Source organism: Candidatus Micrarchaeota archaeon, assembly GCA_021163225.1.
In the GTDB taxonomy this organism is placed as follows: Archaea; Micrarchaeota; Micrarchaeia; order Anstonellales; family JAGGXE01; genus JAGGXE01.
In genome coordinates this window covers 17,647-38,093 of record JAGGXE010000063.1, presented here as the reverse complement: position 1 = coordinate 38,093, position 20,447 = coordinate 17,647, and the positions used below count along the sequence as shown (strand labels likewise).

Below are 20,447 nucleotides of genomic sequence, written 5' to 3'. Positions count from 1 at the left end.
TATTTATAAATGTAATCCCTTCCACGTTCCGGCGCATCATTCATGGGTGAATACGGCGGTGACCCTACCGTTCTCAACCTTGTCTATCCTTACAAACCCGTACCTTTCAAACTGTACTACCCTGTCTAACGCATCCACTGTTGCGCTTTCCGTGTAACCTTCATCCTCTTTCATACTGTCTTCTACGAACCGCCCTTTATCATCGAACAGTTTGCCCGGGATGTACACCTTGCACGGTAGCGCATCTTCTACGGAAACCCATTGCAGAATCCCGACTCCTTTGACCGGTTCTTTGCCCGCAACGGTTCCTTTAACCTCCTTTTTCTCTTCGTCCATCTCAACTATCTTTACATTGAACAATCCTTTCAATCTGACCGTCCTACCAGGACCCAACCGTTCGTCAGGTATATAGAACCTGTTACCGACGGTCAGTTCACGGACACCCAACGAACCGTTTGTAGGATGGTTGGGTAACGATATTGTCTGCGGTTCTGCATCTTCAACAACGAGCACGACCGGTTCGTTTACAAAGAACCTCCGCGGTGCCACCGGGTCGACGAGTTTACGGTTCTCTGCGAACAACAGGCTCAGGTCTGGTCTGCTTTCAACCGTCGATATCCCGAACCTTAAGACAAACCTCTTTATCGCTTCCGGTTGTATCCCCCTTCTCAACAAACCTTTGACCGTCAACAGACGTGGGTCGTCCCATCCCCAGACCTTGCCCTCTTCGACCAACGGTTTTATCAGACGTTTGCTTACCGGATAACCGGGTATCTCGAGACGCGATATGGTGATCAACGTCGGTCTGGATAACCCTAAAAATTCCATCAGTTTGAAATACGGCTCGTTCCTCAACTCGTACTCCTTACTCCTTATGGGATGTGTTATTCCCAACGTGTCCGGCGAATCCATCACCGCCGATGAAAAGTCGTAGGTGGGCCAGACCCGGTATTTTCTGCCGTGACGGAAATGAGGCGTTTTTTCCGTGTCGATGATCCTGAACAATGTTGGGTCCCGCATCGCCGTATTCTTTGATTTCATGTCACCCTTCATCCGAACTATTGCTTTGCCAGGTCCTATCCTTCCTTCCAGCATATCGTTCCACAGTCGCAGGTTTTCTTCAACAGGTCTTGACCTGCATGAACATTCTATACCTTTCTTACGGTTCTCATGGATCCTGTCTGGGGGACATGTGCAAACGTATCCGTGACCGTCCCTTATCAGTTTCTCGCATAACCTGTACATCAGTTCTATGTAATCTGATGTATATACCTCATCGTCCCATGTTATACCTAGGGATTTCAGGTCCTCCTTTATCGCCGACACGTATTCGCTTCTCTCGGATTCGGGGTTTGTGTCGTCCCATCGAAGAATGCATCTGCCTCTGAACAGGTCGGCTACGAGCCTGTCCAACCACATCGCTTTTGCGTGTCCGATGTGTAAAGCCGCTGCGTTCGGTTCCGGTGGTATCCTCGTTACCACTTTACCCTCCGTCGCGTTCGGTACGGATTCGCGGATCCTTTCTTCCATAGGTTTCTCTGTCTTCTCTACGTATTCGAACCGTTCCATGGCGGATTCGATCTCTTCCCTGCTCATACTGTTTACCCTGTTGACAGTTTGCTCTATCAGTTTCATCAGGGTTTTCATATCCTTCTTAAGTTCCGGGTTTTCCGCAACGACCTTGCCGATGATGGCCTTTGTCCTCGCCTCACCGTAATCGTAAGCGTTTTTCAAAGCATGTTTTAAAATAAGTCGTTCTATCTCGATATCCTTCCTATTTTCGTTCGCACCCTTCATGGATAGGTTAATCGACCATTTTGTTTAAAACGGTATCTTTTTAAAATGAATATGTTTTTATATAAACGTTTGTTGAGGAAATGTGGAGGAATGTTTGTTAAAAAAAGGAGGTGTACTCAAAATGGTTGATACCGGTTTCAAATATGCCGAGGCTGAGACCAAAGGTGAGGAGAAGAGAAATCTTTCTCTGATAGTTCCAACACCTGTCCAACAACAGGCCGAACAACAACAGCAGGCAGAACAGACAATGTACTATAACCTCGAAGATTTGATAAATAATCCAGATTACTGGATAACACAGTTCATAATGGGTAATGCTACATTTAATCCGTCTTTATTAGGATTCAGTGAAGGGTTCCTGCACAAAACTGATATCCATCTTCGTTACAGTTTAGAATCCCCACGCACAGAATCCTTTAAAGCATGGTATCAAGCACTCCGTTTACAACTATATTGGGAAAAGTTCGGTCTCCATGAATTGGAATCTCCGTTAACCCCATTGTCCGGTGGAAATATAACCATAAGCGGAGGGCATAGGATAAGTGCTGCCGATATGCGTCAAGGTATGACAGTTGATTTTTATCTAAAATATTACTGTGACCAAGCATTCTATTCGCTTGTTAAAGATTCAAAGCTTCTCTTTGGGCACGATATCTTTAGACCTGTCTTCATCGAAGAAACAGATGAAGAAGGAAATGTTATTAAGACAAGGTTGGCTGTGGAGTTCATTAACAAAGATAGGGAGGTAGAATTTAGATCTAAATTTACAGAAAGCAAGAATTATAGGGTGCAGATGGTTGCCTTACTCTCTTTGGGTCCTGAAGTTTTGACGAAGATGGATAACATTGCAAAAAAAGACCACGATGTAGAACATTGGTGGTTGTTGGGTTCAGTAGAAAAGATGTATAATGTAGCAAGAAAAGCAGCAGAGGAACATCATAAGACAAATAAAAACTACGATGTTGAGACTCATGTCGAAGCGTTCAGACAGCAGATGGTTCTTTTACATAGGTTGTATGATATGTTGGATGAGAAAGAATGGAGCTTCGGCAATTTTGAATCTTACCTCTACAATAAAGATGACGAACATCATGAGGAAGCTGTGAATCTATTAGTGGAGCTTATTATGAACAATGATTGTTCAATAGAAGATGAGGAACGTTTACAAACATTAATTGAGGAGGGTATAGTTGTTCAAGATGAAAAAGGCAACTATAAATATAACTACGTGCCGCTGGTTAACAGCTTGATGATTAAAGAAGGCCTGACTGATAAAGAAGTTAAAGAGCAGATAGAAAATGTTTGTACCCATCCGTACATTCTTGTTGGAATACTCGGTGCGGTCGGCGGACAGAAAGCTAAAAAGAAGGCTAAAGAGAAGAAGGGTGGTTGGAAAGACGTGAAAAGAAAATTGCAAGAGGCGGGAGTGAGTGAAGAGAGAATTAACGAAATAGGTGAGATGGGTATCGGTGTTATTGGAAGAGATTTCAGTTTACTGATTAAACGTGATGAATATCGTGAGTTCTTGATGAAAGGTCATGATCCGAAAGAAAAAGGTTACGAAGGGCACAAGAAGAAGGTTGACAAAATAATAGAAACTCTGGAAAAAACAGGTTCTAAGTGCGTTTATATTCCTGAGTTCAAATTCTTGGGTACAGTTCCTTGGGTTACACTGGATATGTTGCTGTACGTCGATGAAAAGAAAAGCGGGATAGTCACATCTACTGAAGACTTGGTAGACATAGGTGATTACAACATAAACGTGGATAAGAACGGTAATCCTGTGGAAAACGTATATGCAGAGATTAACTTTGGGTTTGCTGTAGATTATGAACTTAAAAGTAAAGAAAAGAAAAAAAGTGGTACTGTACCTGGGTATAACACATGGTTTACCTATGAAATTGTAAGTCCTGATGGAAAGACTATTGAAGTGGCAGGTGTTTGGACAGGGGAAGATGATGAGAATTTCACACAAAAATTCAACCTCTCTGAGTGGTATCGCGAAGGCGGTCCTGGAACGTACAAAGTGTATGCTACGCCTACAAACAACGGGTATGACAGATGCAGAATCGGTAAGCGTACGTTGGTCGCAACGATAAACCTGAACAAAAGATACCAAACGATGGAAGTGCCTGTTCCTCCAGTGCAACCCGCAATCGGTGAAGGAAGTTCTAAAGTTTTCGAAGCTCATACAGCTACCTATCTTCCAACAGTTACTGACGATATAAAGGCAGCCATGAAAGAACTTACAATTGCCTATGCAAGACGCGATAAGCAAGGTTTTAGAGACGCTGTAAACGCCTTAGGTAACGTAGACCTTGAGGGGACTACATTTAAAGATGCGTGGGAACGTGGGAACGCGGGTGGCCATACTTGGAGTGAAGTTCAAGATGTACTTAATGACTTGATTGACGGGAGGATATCTCTAGACGAAGCGGTTGAGCGATTGTTCGGCGAGGGAGGTTTGTTATCAGATACTATAGGTTACCAGTTGTCTTCGATGATTTGCCAATATGTGCCTGGGAAAACGATAGGTGGCAAATTCAGTTTCGACCTTATGGCTACGTCGGAGTCATTGAAGAAATGGGGTGAAGGGATAGGAATAAATGCCCTCCTCATTACTATCGGTGGAGGTGCTACTACCTATAACAAAGTAGTCATTCTTACTGATGAAGAGTTTAAAGAGATAGCAGATTCGATGAAAGATGAGTTACATGGGGCATACGGTTCTGTACGTGCAGATGTTGTATCTCATGGAGGGTGGAACTATTCTGCGATGTTCTTCTATCGTCAAGTACCTGTTGTAGAATCTAAAGAGGATGAGTTAAGCCTGGAAGTTAAGATGGGTTCCAACTATTCTGTAACGTTAGGTGCTGTAAAGAAGGTGACTGGATGGTTTGGCATAGATGGGTGGATGATACAGTTCTACAGAGATGAGAAAGGGAATTGGTCGCCTATGTTCAGTGGCACAATAGGCGTTGGTTCGCAGTATATCCGCGGATATGGTATGCCGATGATTTGGTACGATCCGGATAAGAAGGAAATATCTGTGCGCGGAGGAGTGGGTATGTTCTGGAGAACCAGGAAAGGAGTTGAAACTGGAATACATCTCTACTCTAATGATTTCAAGGATCCGAAGAAGGTTTCACAGGCAAAGATTATATTCGGTGGTCTGCCGATTCCGGGTGTTTCGAACTGGACGGCAGGGTTAGGGTTCGGTTATGATTTCAACACAGAGAGTTGGAGTTTAGAGTTCATTGTTTCACCACGTAGAGTTTTTAGGAGGAAGAAGTCCCAAGAAACTCCATTACCTTGAAGAGGTGGTTTTGAATGAAAGGGAAAAGGTTTGAATATCTATTCTTTCTTTTCTTTCTAGCCGTAACGGTTGTTAATTCTTCAGACTCCTACGAAGTTAGCACAAGCGTCTATCTTCCAGAGGTATATCTTTATTATTATAATAACCCTGCCTGTTGTGCTGTGGGTGATGATATATATATTCAATCAGACGAATTTACAATGCCATTGCGATATCGGATTTCTACAGATGCGATCGTTTTAAACGGCAGTTTTGAAGAGCATAATATCGAGATGTGTCCGGGCACCGTTCATGTTGAGTATACTCCGGATTCTGTTAACGTGAACATGGAATCTATGAACTTTCCTTATTACTATATACCTGATCCCGAGAATTGTGCAGTTTCCGGTGGTGGTTCTACAATTCGGGCAGTAGTCGATGCTGATACGCATGTTTTTTTTGATGGGACGTGTCCGGGGCCGGTAAGGTTTTGGTCTATATATCATGATTCATGTAATGTAGGGGGTCGATTCTCTTCTGATTTCTCAGATGTACAGGCACGGTATTTCACTCAGACAGATGACCCTACCAAAGGGTTTACTGGAAAAGGTAAGTTGGGGCTGTTTCTGTATGTTCCTTTCAACCTTCGTCTTATCGATGAGAATACGGGTAGTGAAATTGAAAACATTGATACCTATCTGGACCTGTTGAATAACGATTTTACTTTTAATTCTTCTGATGATGGAAAAACATACAAGATCAAAGCATCGTATTCAGAACTTCGAGCGTTGTATGCAGGAGAAGCTATGGGTTCGGGAGTAGGTAATTGTGGGGATGGATATTTCGTTGTTGAGTTCTGTAATGACCCTTCCAGAGGCGGCTATTCTAGTTCATGTGAAAACTGGTATTTCAAGAAAGATCTGTCACATAATATTCATGCTACCGAAGAGTTTCATATCACGATTCGTGACCTGCATATCAACGTGCAGGTTCCTGGTGTGAGTGTGGCTGATCCGAGTTTTGACACGTCTGGATGTATTCATGATATTAATGTGACCGTTATCAATAACGGTGGTGCGGATGCGGTTGTAACGGATGTGACCGTCTCGCCCTCATCACTGGATGTTACTGTGGTATCTGCATCCTGTGACGGTGCAAACTGCGACGGGTTTACATATTCAACATCACCCGTGCGTATACCTGTTCCAGCGGGGACCAGAGTTACCATAACAACAGATGTTTGCAAAAGCGGGTTTGGTGAGGTTGATACTGTTACTCTACATGTCACTTATCAGAACGAAAGCGTTGTCTGTAGCGATGGTGAAAACGGCACTGTAGATGTATCCATTCATGTGGAAAACCTCCCGGATTACATTATTACTAATGTATCTGCGCCTTCTGTTGGTGGAAATTGGACTCAGATACATTACTATACGAGAAACATAGGGAATGGAAACGCCTCTAACTGGTCGATCACGCGGATAACTCTGGAAAGTGTGTCACCATCTGATGCTTGGGTTGATGTCACGCCTCTGCTTCCCTATGACCAGGAAGTCCCTCCACTTGCATCAGGTGAATTTTACTCAGGAGTTGTGATAAACGTTACATGCTACGCTAATGAAAGTGAATGGGTGGATGCAACCTTCCGAATATGCGCAGATGCGAACAATAATGTTACTGAGAGCAACGAACTTAACAATTGTAAGCCGATATCTGTTAGATGTCATGCGCGTTCGGTACCGCACCGCGACATATGGCCGGAATGTCCCACACCTCCCTGGGAAGAACCAGGATACCTTGGAGAATGTTATGTGAATCATTCTTATCTCTTGCACATACCTGTGCATTACGGTGATACGTGCGTTGAGAACGAAAGCACGTTACGCGTTATGCTGTTTAAAGACAATTTTTCAAACCTTGTAGATGACCAAAATTTCACGTTGCCGGCATTACCGAGTTGTGATCCATTGTTCGTGTGCGAAGAAGGACGCGGCTGGTTAACCTCTAGTTTGATGCCGAACCAAATATATTGTACAAACGCATCTTCTACATGCGGCAGCTGCACAACTCCAACCAGAACACTGGATGGTGCGTTCCCGCCGTTACAGGTATGGAACGGATCTGTTTACAATTTCACCCCGACGGAGGAAGGGTTATATATATTAAAGATTACTGCCGATGCGACCGATAACGTTTCTGAAGAGAACGAAGGTAATAATGAGAAGTTATGTTTCTACAGTTGTAATCTGTGTGCCCCCGGATCCGGACAACCCGACCTTGTACCGTCGTGTGAGAACGTGAGCGTTTCGCTCGGCGAGACAGTTACCGTGCATATCAACACCTCGAACATCGGCGATGCGATAGCGAACGAATCGGTCACTACTGTTATAATAGACAGTGACAAGATAGAGTTTAACATAGGCAGGCTGAACCCATTATACACGGATGTTGTGTGGCCGGGTGGAGAACGCCCGCCGGATTGGTATCAGGTGGACACCTTTGATTACAAATGCGAAATACCCGGTACTTACATATACAACGTTACTGCGGATGCTACAGGTAAGATTGTAGAATCGAACGAGACGAACAACGAAGCAATCTGTTATATCAGATGCCTGTCAGAACTGATCTGCGAGGATTATCTGTAACTGTTGCGCAGTTCCTTCGGTTACTGTAACGTTTCATCACTTTTGTTTTGGAAGGTGTTTTAACGATGGCGGTTGTCCAGAGAACTAAGGAGAGGGAATCTGTGTTCATGAAGGCGCTTCTTCTAACCAGCGATGTTGAAGAACTGGAACATCTCGCAGAAGCACGGGAACGCGCGCTCGTCGAAGACGAGCGCGCGGCGCGTCGGAGAACCGAGTTACGTAACAGGATCATCTTTTTTCTTACAGAGTACGGTAACCTTGACAAAACAACACTGTCCAACCTTAACAACATGAGCGACAGGGAACTGGTTACCACCTTCCATAAAACGTTAGATGCCATACGCCCAGTTCTTCTCGAGGTACCGGAGGTTCCGAGTCCTGAGCAGAGTTATGAAACACAGGAGTTCACTCACGCCGAATCGGATTATTCTGCTGTTGAGACCAAATCACAACCGGCCGATCAGATGTACAGAGAGACAACCACAGAACTCTCAAAAGGGTACGACGTGTATAACACTGTGATTAACGGAGTCACTACAAAAGAACTTGTCATGAAGAAGTTGAACATGATCGATTCGTCATTGATACTGTCTGAAAGATATGAGAAGGCGTTGCATAACCTTGGGTTATCTGACGAAGATATTAAAGACCTGCGTAACAGGTATCTGTTCAAAGAGCATTTCGATGAAAAGGGAGTGATCGTTCTACCTGTGATCCGTGTTCGCAAGGCAGGTGACGGGGTATTGATCGACGCGGTGCCTTTCCTCGTTCGTGTGACTACAGAGGAAGAAGGGATAACCGTACGTGTAGCCGACCCTTACACAGGGGAACGTGTCAAACGTGTTGTAGATAAAAGTGCAAAGATTAGAGGAAGGGAAGTGTTTCCCAAGACGCTTGAGCAGTATACGTTTTCTCAGGATGTTTCCGATAACACGATTTACAGTGCGGTTTACGACCTGTTGAAGGAGGGCAAGTTACCCCGCGGATTCTATGCGTTACCGAACGGGATACATCTGGAGAAGGAAGGCGAGTTATGGATGGACGACCTGTTGGCAGGCGGTGCGATCGTTGTAGGTGCAGGTTTGATGCTTACGGGTGTCGGCGGACCTGTCGGTGCAATCCTCATTTACAGCGGTAACGCTTATTTCGCGGCCGAGTCTGCGGCAGAACTGGCTCATCAGGGTAAGATGGGGGTTTTTGACCTATCGTCTGCGGAAACACAGGTTGCTTTGGGTTCTTTCCTGCTTTCTGCATCCTTTGCGGGTCGTGCAGGTGCGACAGGGTTTAAACTGTTATCCAAATCGGGTACACTGGCAGGGAAGGTTGCTTTAGGCACTAAGTTTATCGGCGGTGCAACGAGTATCGCAGGGATGGGGTCAGTATACATCGGAGGTACCGAGATGAATGCCAGGATGTACGGTGAACTCTCCGCTCAGGATCAATCGGTATTTTTGCCGGTGCTCTTCCAAGGTCTTCTCATCGCTTCCACTACCGCAGGAGTTTACGGTGAAGGTAAGATGATGTACAGGACATATTCCCAGATACGAGAAACAAACATCGAATACATGGCTTCTTCCGGAAAAGTGAAATGGTACAAAGATAATGAGAAGTTGAACGAAGACGTGGTTAAAGCGTTTGAAAACAAAGGATTTGATAGAAACACCAAGGTTACATGTGTACAGTTTGACAAGAGGAGGTTGAGTATGATAAACAACACGTTCGATGAAAAGGTCGGTGATGCAGCACTCACTCAAGAGAAGAAGATGGTTAACTACGTCGCTGCACAACTCAAAAAGGCAGGGTACGTTGTTTCTGTTGGCGGTAAAGGCGGTGATGAGATATACCTTGTTACCAACGCACCTAAGACAGAGGTTGAGAAGGTGATCAACGAAGCCAACAGTTTGATGAAACGTGCCGAAAGAACTTTATATGAACCTGCAATAAATAAAGGGTGTATGACAGAATCAACGGTTGACAAGATAACAGGTGCGGATTACACTATTACTGTGTCCAATGTAGGAGAACTTGAGAGTAAAGGTGTGGTAGGCGTGCTTGCAGAGGCAGAGTCACCCAATTATGAAACCTTCAAACCTAAACTGTTCAACGTTGAACCGCTCGAAGAACTTAAGAACATGGAAGTGGATATGACCGGTAAAAAATCAGGCAATGTCCGGCGTTTTATAATGAAAGAAGTGAAGGCAGGTAAGAAGGTGTACCACATTGAGATACGTTACAGGGTCGCTCGAATTTCTGAGGGTAAAGTTGTCAAAAGTGTTTTGATGGAAGCGGCCGGACATCACAGCGGTAAAGCGAGCGCTCCTCTTGAGAAGGACGTGGTGAAGTTTACTGCTTACAACAACGTAGGTCACGATATAGGTGATGATGTCATTGAAGTCAATCGGAAGACGTTGGCACTCTCACTTCCGAAGGGTTCGAGTTTCTATGTGAAAGGTACTTCAGAAGTTATTGTGGCTTTGCCCGAAGATGCGGACGTAAACCAGTTCCTTAACCGATGGTCTGAGAATATCGGTAAGGTAGTCAAAGGTGTAGAGTTTAATCCGAAAATCGTTCAGATAGCTTCTCCGGAAGCGTTAGAATCGCAGGTCAGTAACAAAGAGATAGGGTTCTACAGGTCGGTTGTCTGGCGCGATATTCAGTCGCCTGAGATCAACGCCGTAAGGTCGGAGATTCGCAGGATGGGTTTTGACCTGGATAATATTCCTGAAAACCTCAGGATGTCTGAGATGCAGTACATCACCAATCCGGAAGGTATGAGCCTTTTGGAAGCGATGGATAGGATCGACCCAGAACTTTTGGAAAAGATCAGTGTCCCGGGCAGGAGTTGGCCTGAGATACTCTCGGCTTACGGGTTGCCTAACGATATGTACGTTACACCTTTAGGCGTGGTGAGCGGAGAAGTTATCTATCATTCGACAAAGATGAAGAGGTGAAAAGATGGACGCGGTAGCCAGCAAGAAAAAGGCTGAAAAGAAAGGAAGGACAGGGTCTGAACAGCGCAAAGGACCTTTGATGATCCCTCTCACAGATTATAACCCTTGGGTTACTGCGATTCAGAAGATTGTCGGTAACCCTGAACTTGCGGTCAGATGTCTCGCTGAGATAAACCGGTCCGTTTCCGCGTTTATGACGCGGCTGAAAGATTATCCCGCACCCGATGAAGTTTTGCTACGGTTAGCGGAGCAACTGGAGGACAGGTTTGCAGAAATACTCCCTAAGACAACGCGGGAGTCGAGACGTAAACTCGTCTCTCTAACATTCAACCTTGTGTACAACAGGGTTCTCGATACCCGTAACGATGTAATCGATAGGCTGACCGGTCTTCGCGAAGAGTTGAAAGAGCATAGCGATGATGAGAATTTGAAGAAGAAGTTGGGTGAGGTAGCCAGAAAGTTTATGTACATCGAGACGCTCAGTTTCCTGTTGTACGACCCTGACCGTGTCAAGGTTAACAGATTGACTAAACGCGTTACCATCCTGCCTGAATACGACGAAGAGGATGTAGGTTACGACCCGATTTTCAATGTGAAACATCCGCCTGTAGCACCGCCTATAGATATCAATGTAGCAGGTGAAGACACGCGCGGATGGGAGGTTGTGATCACGGACAAATCCGGGATGTCTTTAAGAAGGATGAAAAAACGGTGGAAACAGTTTACAGAATCCGGTCGGACGCCGGAAGAATATCTGACTTATCTCATGGATGAACTTATCGACGGACTTGTCTATCTGAATTCCTATGCGTTTCACGAATCACCAGAAGAATACATAGAAGGCGAACATCCGTTATACTCTTATCTGACCGGGGAAGAGATGGTTGCTTACACGTTGTTAGGTATGCCTATGAAGGTTGCTGCATTGAAGATCCTTCTAGAATATCAGGAGTACGGATGGGGATTCTCGCAACCGTTGTTAGGACTGTATTTCAAAGACGGTACTCGCGAAGGGTTGCGTGATGCGAGGAAGTGGTTGATAAAACTTACGAAAGAGGTCGGTGACGTCGGTAATGCTGAAAAGTTTGCTGCATTGATGGTCAGAAGATATTTCAAACGATGTATCGAACTGTATGTAGAACTCTACAAAATCCTACCACCGAAACAGAGACATATGGACCCCTATCATTGGCCCAGAAATTATTCGGATTTTATAAGGGATGGTTTGGGTAAAAACCTGATAGAATACAGGAGATACCTGGCGGCTCTTGACCTGGTCACGAAGTTTTACGAACTTAAATGGTTGGTTAGAAGTGTTGTGTCGGACGTTGCAGGAGATAGGAGGGAGGCGGGCGAAGAAGTCCCGAAAATCGATTGGAAGAACATTGATCTATGGCCAAAACAGTTGTTCGAGTTTGTAGAAACCTTCACCGATGAAGAATATAAGGAATGGTTGCCGTTCGTATGGAAGATGTTCAAAGCGGCCTACCGTAGGGTATATGTCATAGATAAACCGTGGAAAAAGAAACGCAAAGTCCAGAGCAGCGGAACCGAAGATAAAAGGGAGGAAGTCAGACGGTCGTTGTACAGGGTTCGTAAACCGAGATGGGTACGGATACTTGAGAAGTACACAAAAGAGTTCGTTGAACAGCATACGCCTAAGGAATGAGATGTTGTGACTGAATGATGGGCCCGCCCGGATTCGAACCGGGGACCTCCCGCCTGTCAAGCGGACGTCATAACCACTAGACCACGGGCCCGATAAAAAGTTTGATAAATTCTCCCACTTTTATTTTAAAAATCTTTGCTATCAAATCGCGTAGATCATCCCTAACCTTAACCTGACGTAAGAGCGGTTCTTACACCCTATCTCTTTTTAGGTTTGCCTAAGGGGTTCCTGAAAAACGATAACGGCGATTTCGGTTCCTCCAGTTCTACGTTTTTCATAGCTATCTTTATATCCCTGTCTATCTTCTCATACTCCTTCTGGAGTTGTACTATCTCGATAGCCTTCTCGGATATGGGAACCTCTGCGACTACAGTCGGAATATTCGTACTTCTCCTTACCTTTGTTGATCCGGTCGTTTTCTTTTTCACCTTCCTTTTCTTCGTGCTTTTTCTCGTCTTTTTGACGGTCTTTGCATTCTTCTTTTTTGATGTTTTTTTCCTGGACCTGCTTGCCATGTTTTTATATACAACTGAAAGGTATTTAATACTTTTTAAGAAAGGTGTTTACATGCGCAGACGTATCTCGATTACAGACGTGTTTCGCCTGTTACTGGACCGTTTCGGACCGCAGCATTGGTGGCCCGGTGACACCGAGTTTGAAATAATCGTCGGTGCGGTTCTCACACAGAATACGAATTGGGCCAATGTTGAAAAGGCGATAACCAACCTTAAGACGCACGGTTGCCTCGACCCGATCAGGTTGTACAGGGCAAGAAAGGGTACGGTTGCGCGTCTCATCCGGTCGGCCGGTTATTATAACCAAAAAGCCGAACGGTTGAAAACGGTTACGCGATGGTATCTCCAGTTGGATAGGTCCAAACCTACCGAAGTTCTTCGTGAAGAACTGTTGAATATAAAAGGTGTCGGTCCAGAGACCGCTGATTCGATCCTTCTCTACGCTTTACATAGACCTGTGTTCGTTATCGATGCCTACACGCGAAGGATGTGCGAACGTCACGGTGTCAGTTTTAAATCTTATGAAGAATACAGGGAATGGTTCGAGAAGGCGTTCTCGCAACTCGCCGATGATGAGAAGGTGTACGTGTTCAACGAGTTTCATGCTCTCATAGTTAAACTGGGTAAAACCTACTGTAAACGAAATAAACCGAGGTGTGATGAATGTCCGTTGCACGGGTTTATGTTAAGGAACACAGAACTTTGAAAGGTATCGTGTTGGCAATGTGTGATGAGGGTCTGATAGGTTCTGTTTTGCGTGACGGTGAAATCGTTATCGACCTCGATACATACAGAACGTTTTACACAGGCGAACTTGTCGACATGTCCGAGGCGGTGTCCAGATTGAGGAGATTGTTGGAATCGAGGTCATTGTTATCTGTGAACGCGGTGGGTGAAAATTCTATCGAGGTGTTGCGGCGGGCGGGCGTGCGCGTTGTCATTCCGACCCGTTTCCGTATACCGCACGTACAACTGTTCACGCCCGCCACGCCGCACACAACACTGTGATGTATAACCGTACGAATCCGACATTGATTTCAGCATCGAATCCGATATCGAATCCAATACACACGATTACCAGTAACCTTTTTATTTGATTACACATAAATTATGTGATAACCACAAAACTCATCGGTCGGCTGTTGCGATCGGTCAACTGTTGCAAACATGTTTTGAGGATGGTTTCGATGGACGCGTCGATGTACAAGACAAAATATAAGTCGTGGTTAAAACGTGCTTCGTGCAGGGTTGTTAGACCTATCTCTAAGATCTTGGTTGCGAGCGTTTTGCTTACATCTGTACCCGTTCTCGGAAGTTCTAATGCTACCGGTGTTAACGGTCGGGTGAGAGAGCAGAGCGGGTATCGTGAAGTAGGGCAAGACGAAGGTGGACAAAGGTATAAAAATTATTATGTATCATATTTCAAACGGGTGGTACCCTTGGGTTCGGAATCGTTGAAGAAAAAGGTTTCTATCACCAATCAAGATATTCAGGCATGGAAAAAGAAGAAGGGATACAAAGGACGGTTGACTGTTGACCGATGGATTGAGTATCTTGAGGACAAAGGTGTCCGACTGAGCGAAGAGCAGAAACAGGGTTTAACGGTCTTTTATAACAACGAGTTGGATGAGGATTGGACTAAACCTTACAAAAAGTATAAGAACAGGTCGTTAGCGGTTCTCAAGCTCATTCAGGATAACGGACTGGATAATGCACTCAAATATTTTGAATCCGCGGGTCGACAGGTGTCCAAGGAGAGATCAAAACTTGGTGAGATAACACCGCAACCCGTGGGCAGTATGGTTTTCAACATCGATGAGACCGTAGACTCCCTATTCCCGCAACTTAATGAGGATGAACGCGGACGCATCGTCGGACAGGTCCGTTTACTCGACGGAATGCTGCTGGATGTAGGGATGTCCCCGAAACAGCGGGCACTCGTTGAAGCGGATTACCTCGCTCTTCTGACATTTTTACCTTACAAAGACCTTAAAAGTGTGGCTTCCGAAAAGTTTGAGGAAGAGAAGGGATACATAGGTCTGTTTCAACAGTTAACCGAGTTGGAGAAGTATCATCACGGGAATGCTGTTCTACTGATGTCCGAACTGCTGAACACTGCAACCCCTTTGGGTACCGAGGAGGGAGGACTTAATAACTGGTATACCTACCGCGACAATGGGATGATCCTCATAGATACAGAATACTTGAAGAACCGAAGGATGGAAGAATACGATAACGCCAGGACCGAACCCGATGAGAATAAATGGGTGATATCCCCATGGGTTTTAAACGTTACCGAGATTATTAACCCTTCTGTGCGTAGAGAGTTTCTGTTTAACACCATACCTTTTCTTATTGCCGATGCGCACGGAAGTTTGGAAGAGATACGTCTAACCATTTACGGTTCAAGTTACGAATATACTTCTATATCCAACTATGAAGATGTTGTTGACCTTTCCACGGTGGCTATCAGTTCTGAGAGCACGGACTATCGGGACGGCGAAACAGTGTACCAACACTTCTTAAACCAGATATCAGGGTACGATTGGGCAACCAAATATCAGGGTGTCTACGGTAAACATAAGCTCATAGAGGTTGTGTCAACTGTGCTTACCGATGTTGCGGACAGGATGGCTCAGGGCGAATCGTTCGATGATGCGCTGGATAATTCCCTAAGTTCTTTCGTACGGAAGGGCGAAATGACGGAGAATGAAAAATCCGTTTTCTACAATCTGATAGATAGTATGGTTGACAACTGCGATTTTAGCGATGCAGAGAACGAAACTACAAAAATGGCTGAGAACGTAAACTATCTTATCGGCCAATGGGGTAACGCGTTGCAGATATCAGAGGAGTTTCTGAGACAATATACGAAGGTTTACGGATTGGTGGGTATGGACGACCTGTTCATCTTAGCATCAGGAGGTCTTACACCGGAGTCTGTGAAGATGATGAAGACGTTCTACGGACTTTCCGCACCGCTCCTTTTCTCCATCGACCCGAGACCTCCCCTGGAGACGTTGTGCGACGCTTACGATATAACCTATCAGCTTGCGAATAAGAATGTTAAAGAGGTGCAGGAGTTTATACAGCAACTCAAAAACAAACAACTCGTATACTTCGGTAGCGAGAATGTAAGGTCGACATCCGACGGTTATCTGGTTCTGGACCTCAAACGCAGATACGTGTACATGATCACTGCTGTGCCGTCGGTATCCTATCCGAGCCAACGTGTCACGCAGGTGCAATCACCCGCAGATTACAAGTTAACTGAGGGGGGTGTACAGAGGTTGCCTGTTTACATCAAATACCCACAGGAACAGGAAGTTGCTCAACCCCATTATTATCACACAATAACCGTTGATGAGGAAGGTAACCTGTTGATCGACGGGCAACCTGCAACGGTTGTTCCGGGGGAGGTTCCGGTACCGGATAACGAATCGATATATTCGAAAAATGCTACAGTAATCGTGTTCTTTCCGAAGGTTGAGAAAGAGGACGGCGGATACGTGTTACGGTTCGATGAAGCAGGACCCGTTGAACTGAATTATAACAATACTGCAAGAAAGGCTAAAGAGAAACAGCTTCGTATACAGCCGACACTGTCCGCCAACGAAACATCTACAAGTTTGTTAAAGGTCGGAATAACCGAAGTGAAGGAGGAGGGGGAGGTAACCAGTCGCACCCTTGATATCGAAGGGAGCGGTAATCTGGGCTTTGTCGCCGATTACGGACCAGGTTGGTACAAAGGGAACATAGAATGGAGGGGTAGGTCTGTAACTACTGAAGAAGAGCAGACTACTTTGAGGAATGCTTACGCCGGTGCCGACCTTTTTGCCAGAAATCCGGAATGGTCTTTGATGCGAGGATGGTTGAAAACCCATCTTTATCAAACATCAGTTACCCAGGATATGACTACAACCGTTCATAATACATTCTATTCATGGTTCGATTGGTTGAACATGAGTGCTCAGGAGTATTCCATATACTACGGGTACGACCGATGGAGGAGACGGTTGGACCTTCAGTATAATCCGTTCTACGGACGGGGTTTGTTGTTCGGTACCGTGCATCAGGCGGGGATAGGTTTGTTGAGGTATTACCCAGAGTCCTATGGCGGTATGCGGTTTGAACGGTTCGCTCTCGATACCCAGCTTCCTTTGTATAATATGTGGTACGGAGCACCCGGGTTGAGGTTATGGGGCGGACGATGGATCTCTCAGTACCCGTCTGATAACCGTGTGCCTGCTCACAACTTTGTCCAGGTTGCAGGTAGTATGGGGAATCTGTCTGTTTACGGTGCTTATGGCGAAGATTATACGAAGGGTATTAAAGAAGGATACCCTGCAGGCGAGAAAGAAGGTCTGAGCACTCAATGGGGTGCCGGGTTCAACTATACTGTTGATGATAAAGGTGTAAGAGTGGAGGCGGCCGGGTTTGACGGTTTGTACGGTGGCGGCGGCGATGTGCGATGGGAGAACGGTAGAATGAGATACTACATGTTTACTAACGATGGAGTTGATAGATGGTTGACCGGCGGGAGTTTGAGGATGGACCGTGCGTTGTACTTAGCAGGATACCTTCATAAAACGGAAGGGTACCAGGCAATCAAAGGTTATGCTAGCGCGGGCAGGATGGCAGGAGAGGTCTACCGTAGTGTTACCGGAACTTCCGAGAGAAACAGAGCGGCCGTTACCTTCATGGTGGACAGGGATAACGGTATGGTTGTCGGGGCATACTACGAAGATTACGTTACATCTACGACTGCTGAAAAAAGAGGTTACGTGAACCTGTCATGGTTGCGTACGATGAGGTTGTCGAAAGGGTTGTACGTGGATGCGGGCGGTCTGGGTCTCGGCATGGCTGACAGGTACGGTGAAAAGATGCCTTTCATCCTTGCACAGTTAAACGTTCATCATCCTTTCTTTATAAACCGAGCGGTGACACAGTTCAGGTATTCGCCGACATATCAAGGAATAGCATTGTGGTTCGATACTGTTCCGCATTGGTCCCAGGCAGGGATAGCTTTTGAACGATGGGGTATGTACAACGAACTTGATATGTGGAGGTTGAGTTTGGGATGGTACAACCTTGGACTTTATTATCCAAGTTTGATGATCAGTCATACTTATAACGTGGGAACATCCAGAGAAACAGAAGCCCAAGTCGCCAGTACGTTATACCGTGATGAAAAGGTTAATGTTTGGGCGTTCGTTGAGGATAGGTACACTACCTATATCAATGAGGATAACAACCGGAACTGGTTCCTGGTAGGCGTCGGGGCTGGCGGCACGCTCAACATCTTCGGACTGCGCGGAAACTTCTATGCACGCGGCGGATGGTATTCAGAACGGAAACACTTCGGAGACACGACAGAATGGGGGACCGGTGTACAGTGCAGTTTCAGCATACATCTCGGCGGTACCACTCCTGCATCTCCAGTAAGTCCGATCGAATCCTCTGGCGAGTAAAAGTTATAGGTTCGAAAAACAAGAAAAAAGCACAACAAAGAAAAAGCACGGATTATTCTTCTTCGGCCGATTCTGCTTTCTCTATCAGTTTTACCGTGTTAGCCTTGATGGTTACAGGTATAGGCACTGCTGCTTCGGTGAGTTCAACGGTAAGTTCTTCCTTGGTTTTGTCAACCTTGATAACCTTTGCACGTTCGCCTTTGAACGGTCCGCCTATGATTTCTATGATGTCCCCTTTGTGGATACTCATGACCTTCGGTTTGGATGCTTCGATCATCGGGTCAAGCTCTTTGAGCGTGATCTCTTTACTGAGTAACCCTCTGATGTGCGGTAAACCGTAACTGGCTTTCCTGACTGTTTCGTGATCCTCGGCTTCAACGATGATGTACCCTTTCAGATTGTCAAACGCAAGAACAGCGTAAACAGGAAGGTTATCCTTCTTCGCTTTTTTGTATATCAGGTCTGCAATGATCCTCTCCTGACCGGTTGTTACACGAAGGGCTAGCAACATGAATAAACACCTCACAGATTGAGCAGTTGGAACAAGAAGTTTATCACCGTACCTATTATGCCTATGATTATCATACCCAACCCGCTGACTTTCAGGATCTGTTTGTACTCCTGCATGGACGGTTTGTCAAACATGTAAAAGATTCTCTTCGATTGTTTTATGAACCCGACTACTCTGTCTATCATGTGTATCACCTCAATCGACTATGTCCAGGTCCAGGTCTACGATTCCTGATTCGGAGATCTCATCCAACGAATATTTGGGTGGTTTGACACCCGCGATCACCACCAACACACGTAACGCGGACTTGTGCATCTCCTTCTCCACGCGCGCACCCCATATGATGTGCGAGTTCGGACTGATCCGTTTGGATACCTCGCTTACCATCAGTTCTGCCTCTTTCAATGTCATGTCTTCCCCGCCGATCACGTTTACCAGAGCACGTGATGCGTTGTTAATGTCCGCATCCACCAACGGCGAGTTCAACGCGGTTTCGATCGCTATCATAGCACGTTCGTTCGGCTTCGCGTCTATCGACGCTTCGCCGACACCTATCACCGCGCACCCTGCGTCCTCGAGAATGGTGCGCAGGTCAGCGAAATCCAGGTTAACGAGACCCGGTTTGGTGATGAGTTCGGCTATCCCTTTGACAGCGCCGACAAGGACTTCATCCGACACTTTGAACGCGGTGTTCAGCGGAAGGTCCGGAGCTATGGTCAACAGTTTATCGTTCGGGATTACGATCGTTGTGTCCGCAACCTTCTCAAGTTTTTCCAGTCCGGATAACGCATTCTGCATACGTGTCCTTCCTTCAGAAGTGAACGGTAACGTTACAACTGCCACGGTTAACGCACCCATCTGTTTAACCGCTTCCGCGATCACAGGAAGACTACCGGTTCCGGTACCGCCGCCTAAACCGCAGGTGAGAAACACCATGTTTGCGTCTCTGACCGCATCCAACACTTCGTTTATCGATTCCTTTGCCGCCTTCTCCCCGATCTCAGGATTACTGCCTGCACCCATACCCCTGGTCAACTGTTTACCTATCAGTATCTTTCTATCGGCACGTGTGCGGAGAAGATGCTGAACATCCGTGTTCACGGCTATCGTCTTAACACCCTCTATACCTACCTCAAACATCCGTGTGATCGTGTTGCATCCACCGCCGCCGCTGCCTATCACGTAAATCTTCGGTTTCGACTCTTCTATAAACTTGAGTAGTTCTTCGTCCTCTTTTGAAAGGATCATCGCATCCGGAAGTTGATTAACGAGTTCCCTAATCTTGTCCTCTTCCACAGAATAACCCCTCATTAATTTTTTGTTTTATTTTGCATCATAGCATTTAAAAATATTCCGATAAAATTTTCACACTCACCTTTATTTTCCCATTGTTTCTATTACGTATCTCCCTAACTTCCTTCACCTTCATATCTTGACATTCTTACTTCCATCTTCTTCTCTTTATACCTTATTTCTGCTTCTTACTTCTTATCCTATAATAAATAACACCTCACTCAAAGTTCAAACAGATTATAAAAATTGTTCACTAAGACACTTCTTCCACGCTTAATAACCTAAATTATTTTTGAG

Annotated in this window: 12 protein-coding genes and 1 tRNA gene; 7 read left to right on the top strand and 6 right to left on the bottom strand. The window is 45.6% G+C overall.

Features of this window, described 5'->3' with window-relative positions; all coding sequences use genetic code 11:
- Positions 1-36: 36 nt before the first annotated feature.
- Positions 37-1,797 carry a glutamate--tRNA ligase gene (gltX, locus tag J7K41_04420; protein MCD6549918.1) on the bottom strand — a complete coding sequence of 587 codons (1,761 nt, stop codon included), beginning with the start codon at positions 1,795-1,797 and terminating at the stop codon, positions 37-39.
- Positions 1,798-1,918: 121 nt separating this feature from the next.
- Here gltX and J7K41_04415 point away from each other — a divergent pair, with 121 nt between their 5' ends.
- The 4 genes from J7K41_04415 (at position 1,919) to J7K41_04400 (ending at position 12,360) form a co-directional block, all read left to right on the top strand.
- Positions 1,919-5,113 carry a hypothetical protein gene (locus J7K41_04415; protein ID MCD6549917.1) on the top strand — a complete coding sequence of 1,065 codons (3,195 nt, stop codon included), beginning with the start codon at positions 1,919-1,921 and terminating at the stop codon, positions 5,111-5,113.
- A gap of 14 nt (positions 5,114-5,127) precedes the next feature.
- Entirely contained in the window at positions 5,128-7,740 is a 2,613-nt protein-coding gene (locus tag J7K41_04410; GenBank protein ID MCD6549916.1) for a hypothetical protein, read from the top strand.
- Between the two features lie 65 nt (positions 7,741-7,805).
- A complete protein-coding gene (locus J7K41_04405; GenBank protein MCD6549915.1) occupies positions 7,806-10,691 on the top strand; it encodes a hypothetical protein in 2,886 nt (961 codons plus the stop codon).
- A gap of 4 nt (positions 10,692-10,695) precedes the next feature.
- Positions 10,696-12,360 (top strand): hypothetical protein, encoded by a 1,665-nt coding sequence (locus J7K41_04400; protein MCD6549914.1) that lies wholly within the window; start codon positions 10,696-10,698, stop codon positions 12,358-12,360.
- A gap of 18 nt (positions 12,361-12,378) precedes the next feature.
- Here J7K41_04400 and J7K41_04395 read toward each other — a convergent pair.
- Together J7K41_04395 and J7K41_04390 are read right to left on the bottom strand one after the other, a co-directional pair.
- A tRNA-Val gene (locus J7K41_04395) sits at positions 12,379-12,451 on the bottom strand.
- 106 nt (positions 12,452-12,557) lie between these two features.
- Complete coding sequence (locus J7K41_04390; GenBank protein MCD6549913.1) at positions 12,558-12,875, bottom strand: hypothetical protein; 318 nt, start codon at positions 12,873-12,875, stop codon at positions 12,558-12,560.
- A 52-nt stretch (positions 12,876-12,927) separates the two neighbouring features.
- On the opposite strand from J7K41_04390, the gene J7K41_04385 reads away from it, so the two are divergent.
- From J7K41_04385 to J7K41_04375, 3 genes are all read left to right on the top strand, one after another.
- Positions 12,928-13,581 (top strand): endonuclease III domain-containing protein, encoded by a 654-nt coding sequence (locus J7K41_04385; GenBank protein ID MCD6549912.1) that lies wholly within the window; start codon positions 12,928-12,930, stop codon positions 13,579-13,581.
- Entirely contained in the window at positions 13,539-13,883 is a 345-nt protein-coding gene (locus tag J7K41_04380; protein ID MCD6549911.1) for a DUF424 family protein, read from the top strand. Before J7K41_04385 ends, J7K41_04380 begins: the two co-directional genes overlap by 43 nt.
- A gap of 179 nt (positions 13,884-14,062) precedes the next feature.
- Positions 14,063-18,346, top strand: a complete 4,284-nt coding sequence (locus J7K41_04375; GenBank protein ID MCD6549910.1) for a hypothetical protein — start codon at positions 14,063-14,065, stop codon at positions 18,344-18,346.
- Positions 18,347-18,398: 52 nt separating this feature from the next.
- Here the strand turns inward: J7K41_04375 and J7K41_04370 are convergent, their stop codons facing one another.
- The 3 genes from J7K41_04370 to ftsZ are packed head-to-tail and all read right to left on the bottom strand — an operon-like array spanning position 18,399 to position 20,168.
- Positions 18,399-18,857: a transcription elongation factor Spt5 gene (locus tag J7K41_04370; GenBank protein ID MCD6549909.1), complete on the bottom strand. Its 459-nt coding sequence runs from the start codon at positions 18,855-18,857 to the stop codon at positions 18,399-18,401.
- 11 nt (positions 18,858-18,868) lie between these two features.
- Complete coding sequence (locus J7K41_04365; GenBank protein ID MCD6549908.1) at positions 18,869-19,051, bottom strand: protein translocase SEC61 complex subunit gamma; 183 nt, start codon at positions 19,049-19,051, stop codon at positions 18,869-18,871.
- Between the two features lies 1 nt (position 19,052).
- On the bottom strand, positions 19,053-20,168 hold the full coding sequence (gene ftsZ / locus J7K41_04360) for a cell division protein FtsZ (GenBank protein ID MCD6549907.1): 1,116 nt from the start codon (positions 20,166-20,168) through the stop codon (positions 19,053-19,055).
- Between the last annotated feature and the right edge of the window lie 279 nt (positions 20,169-20,447).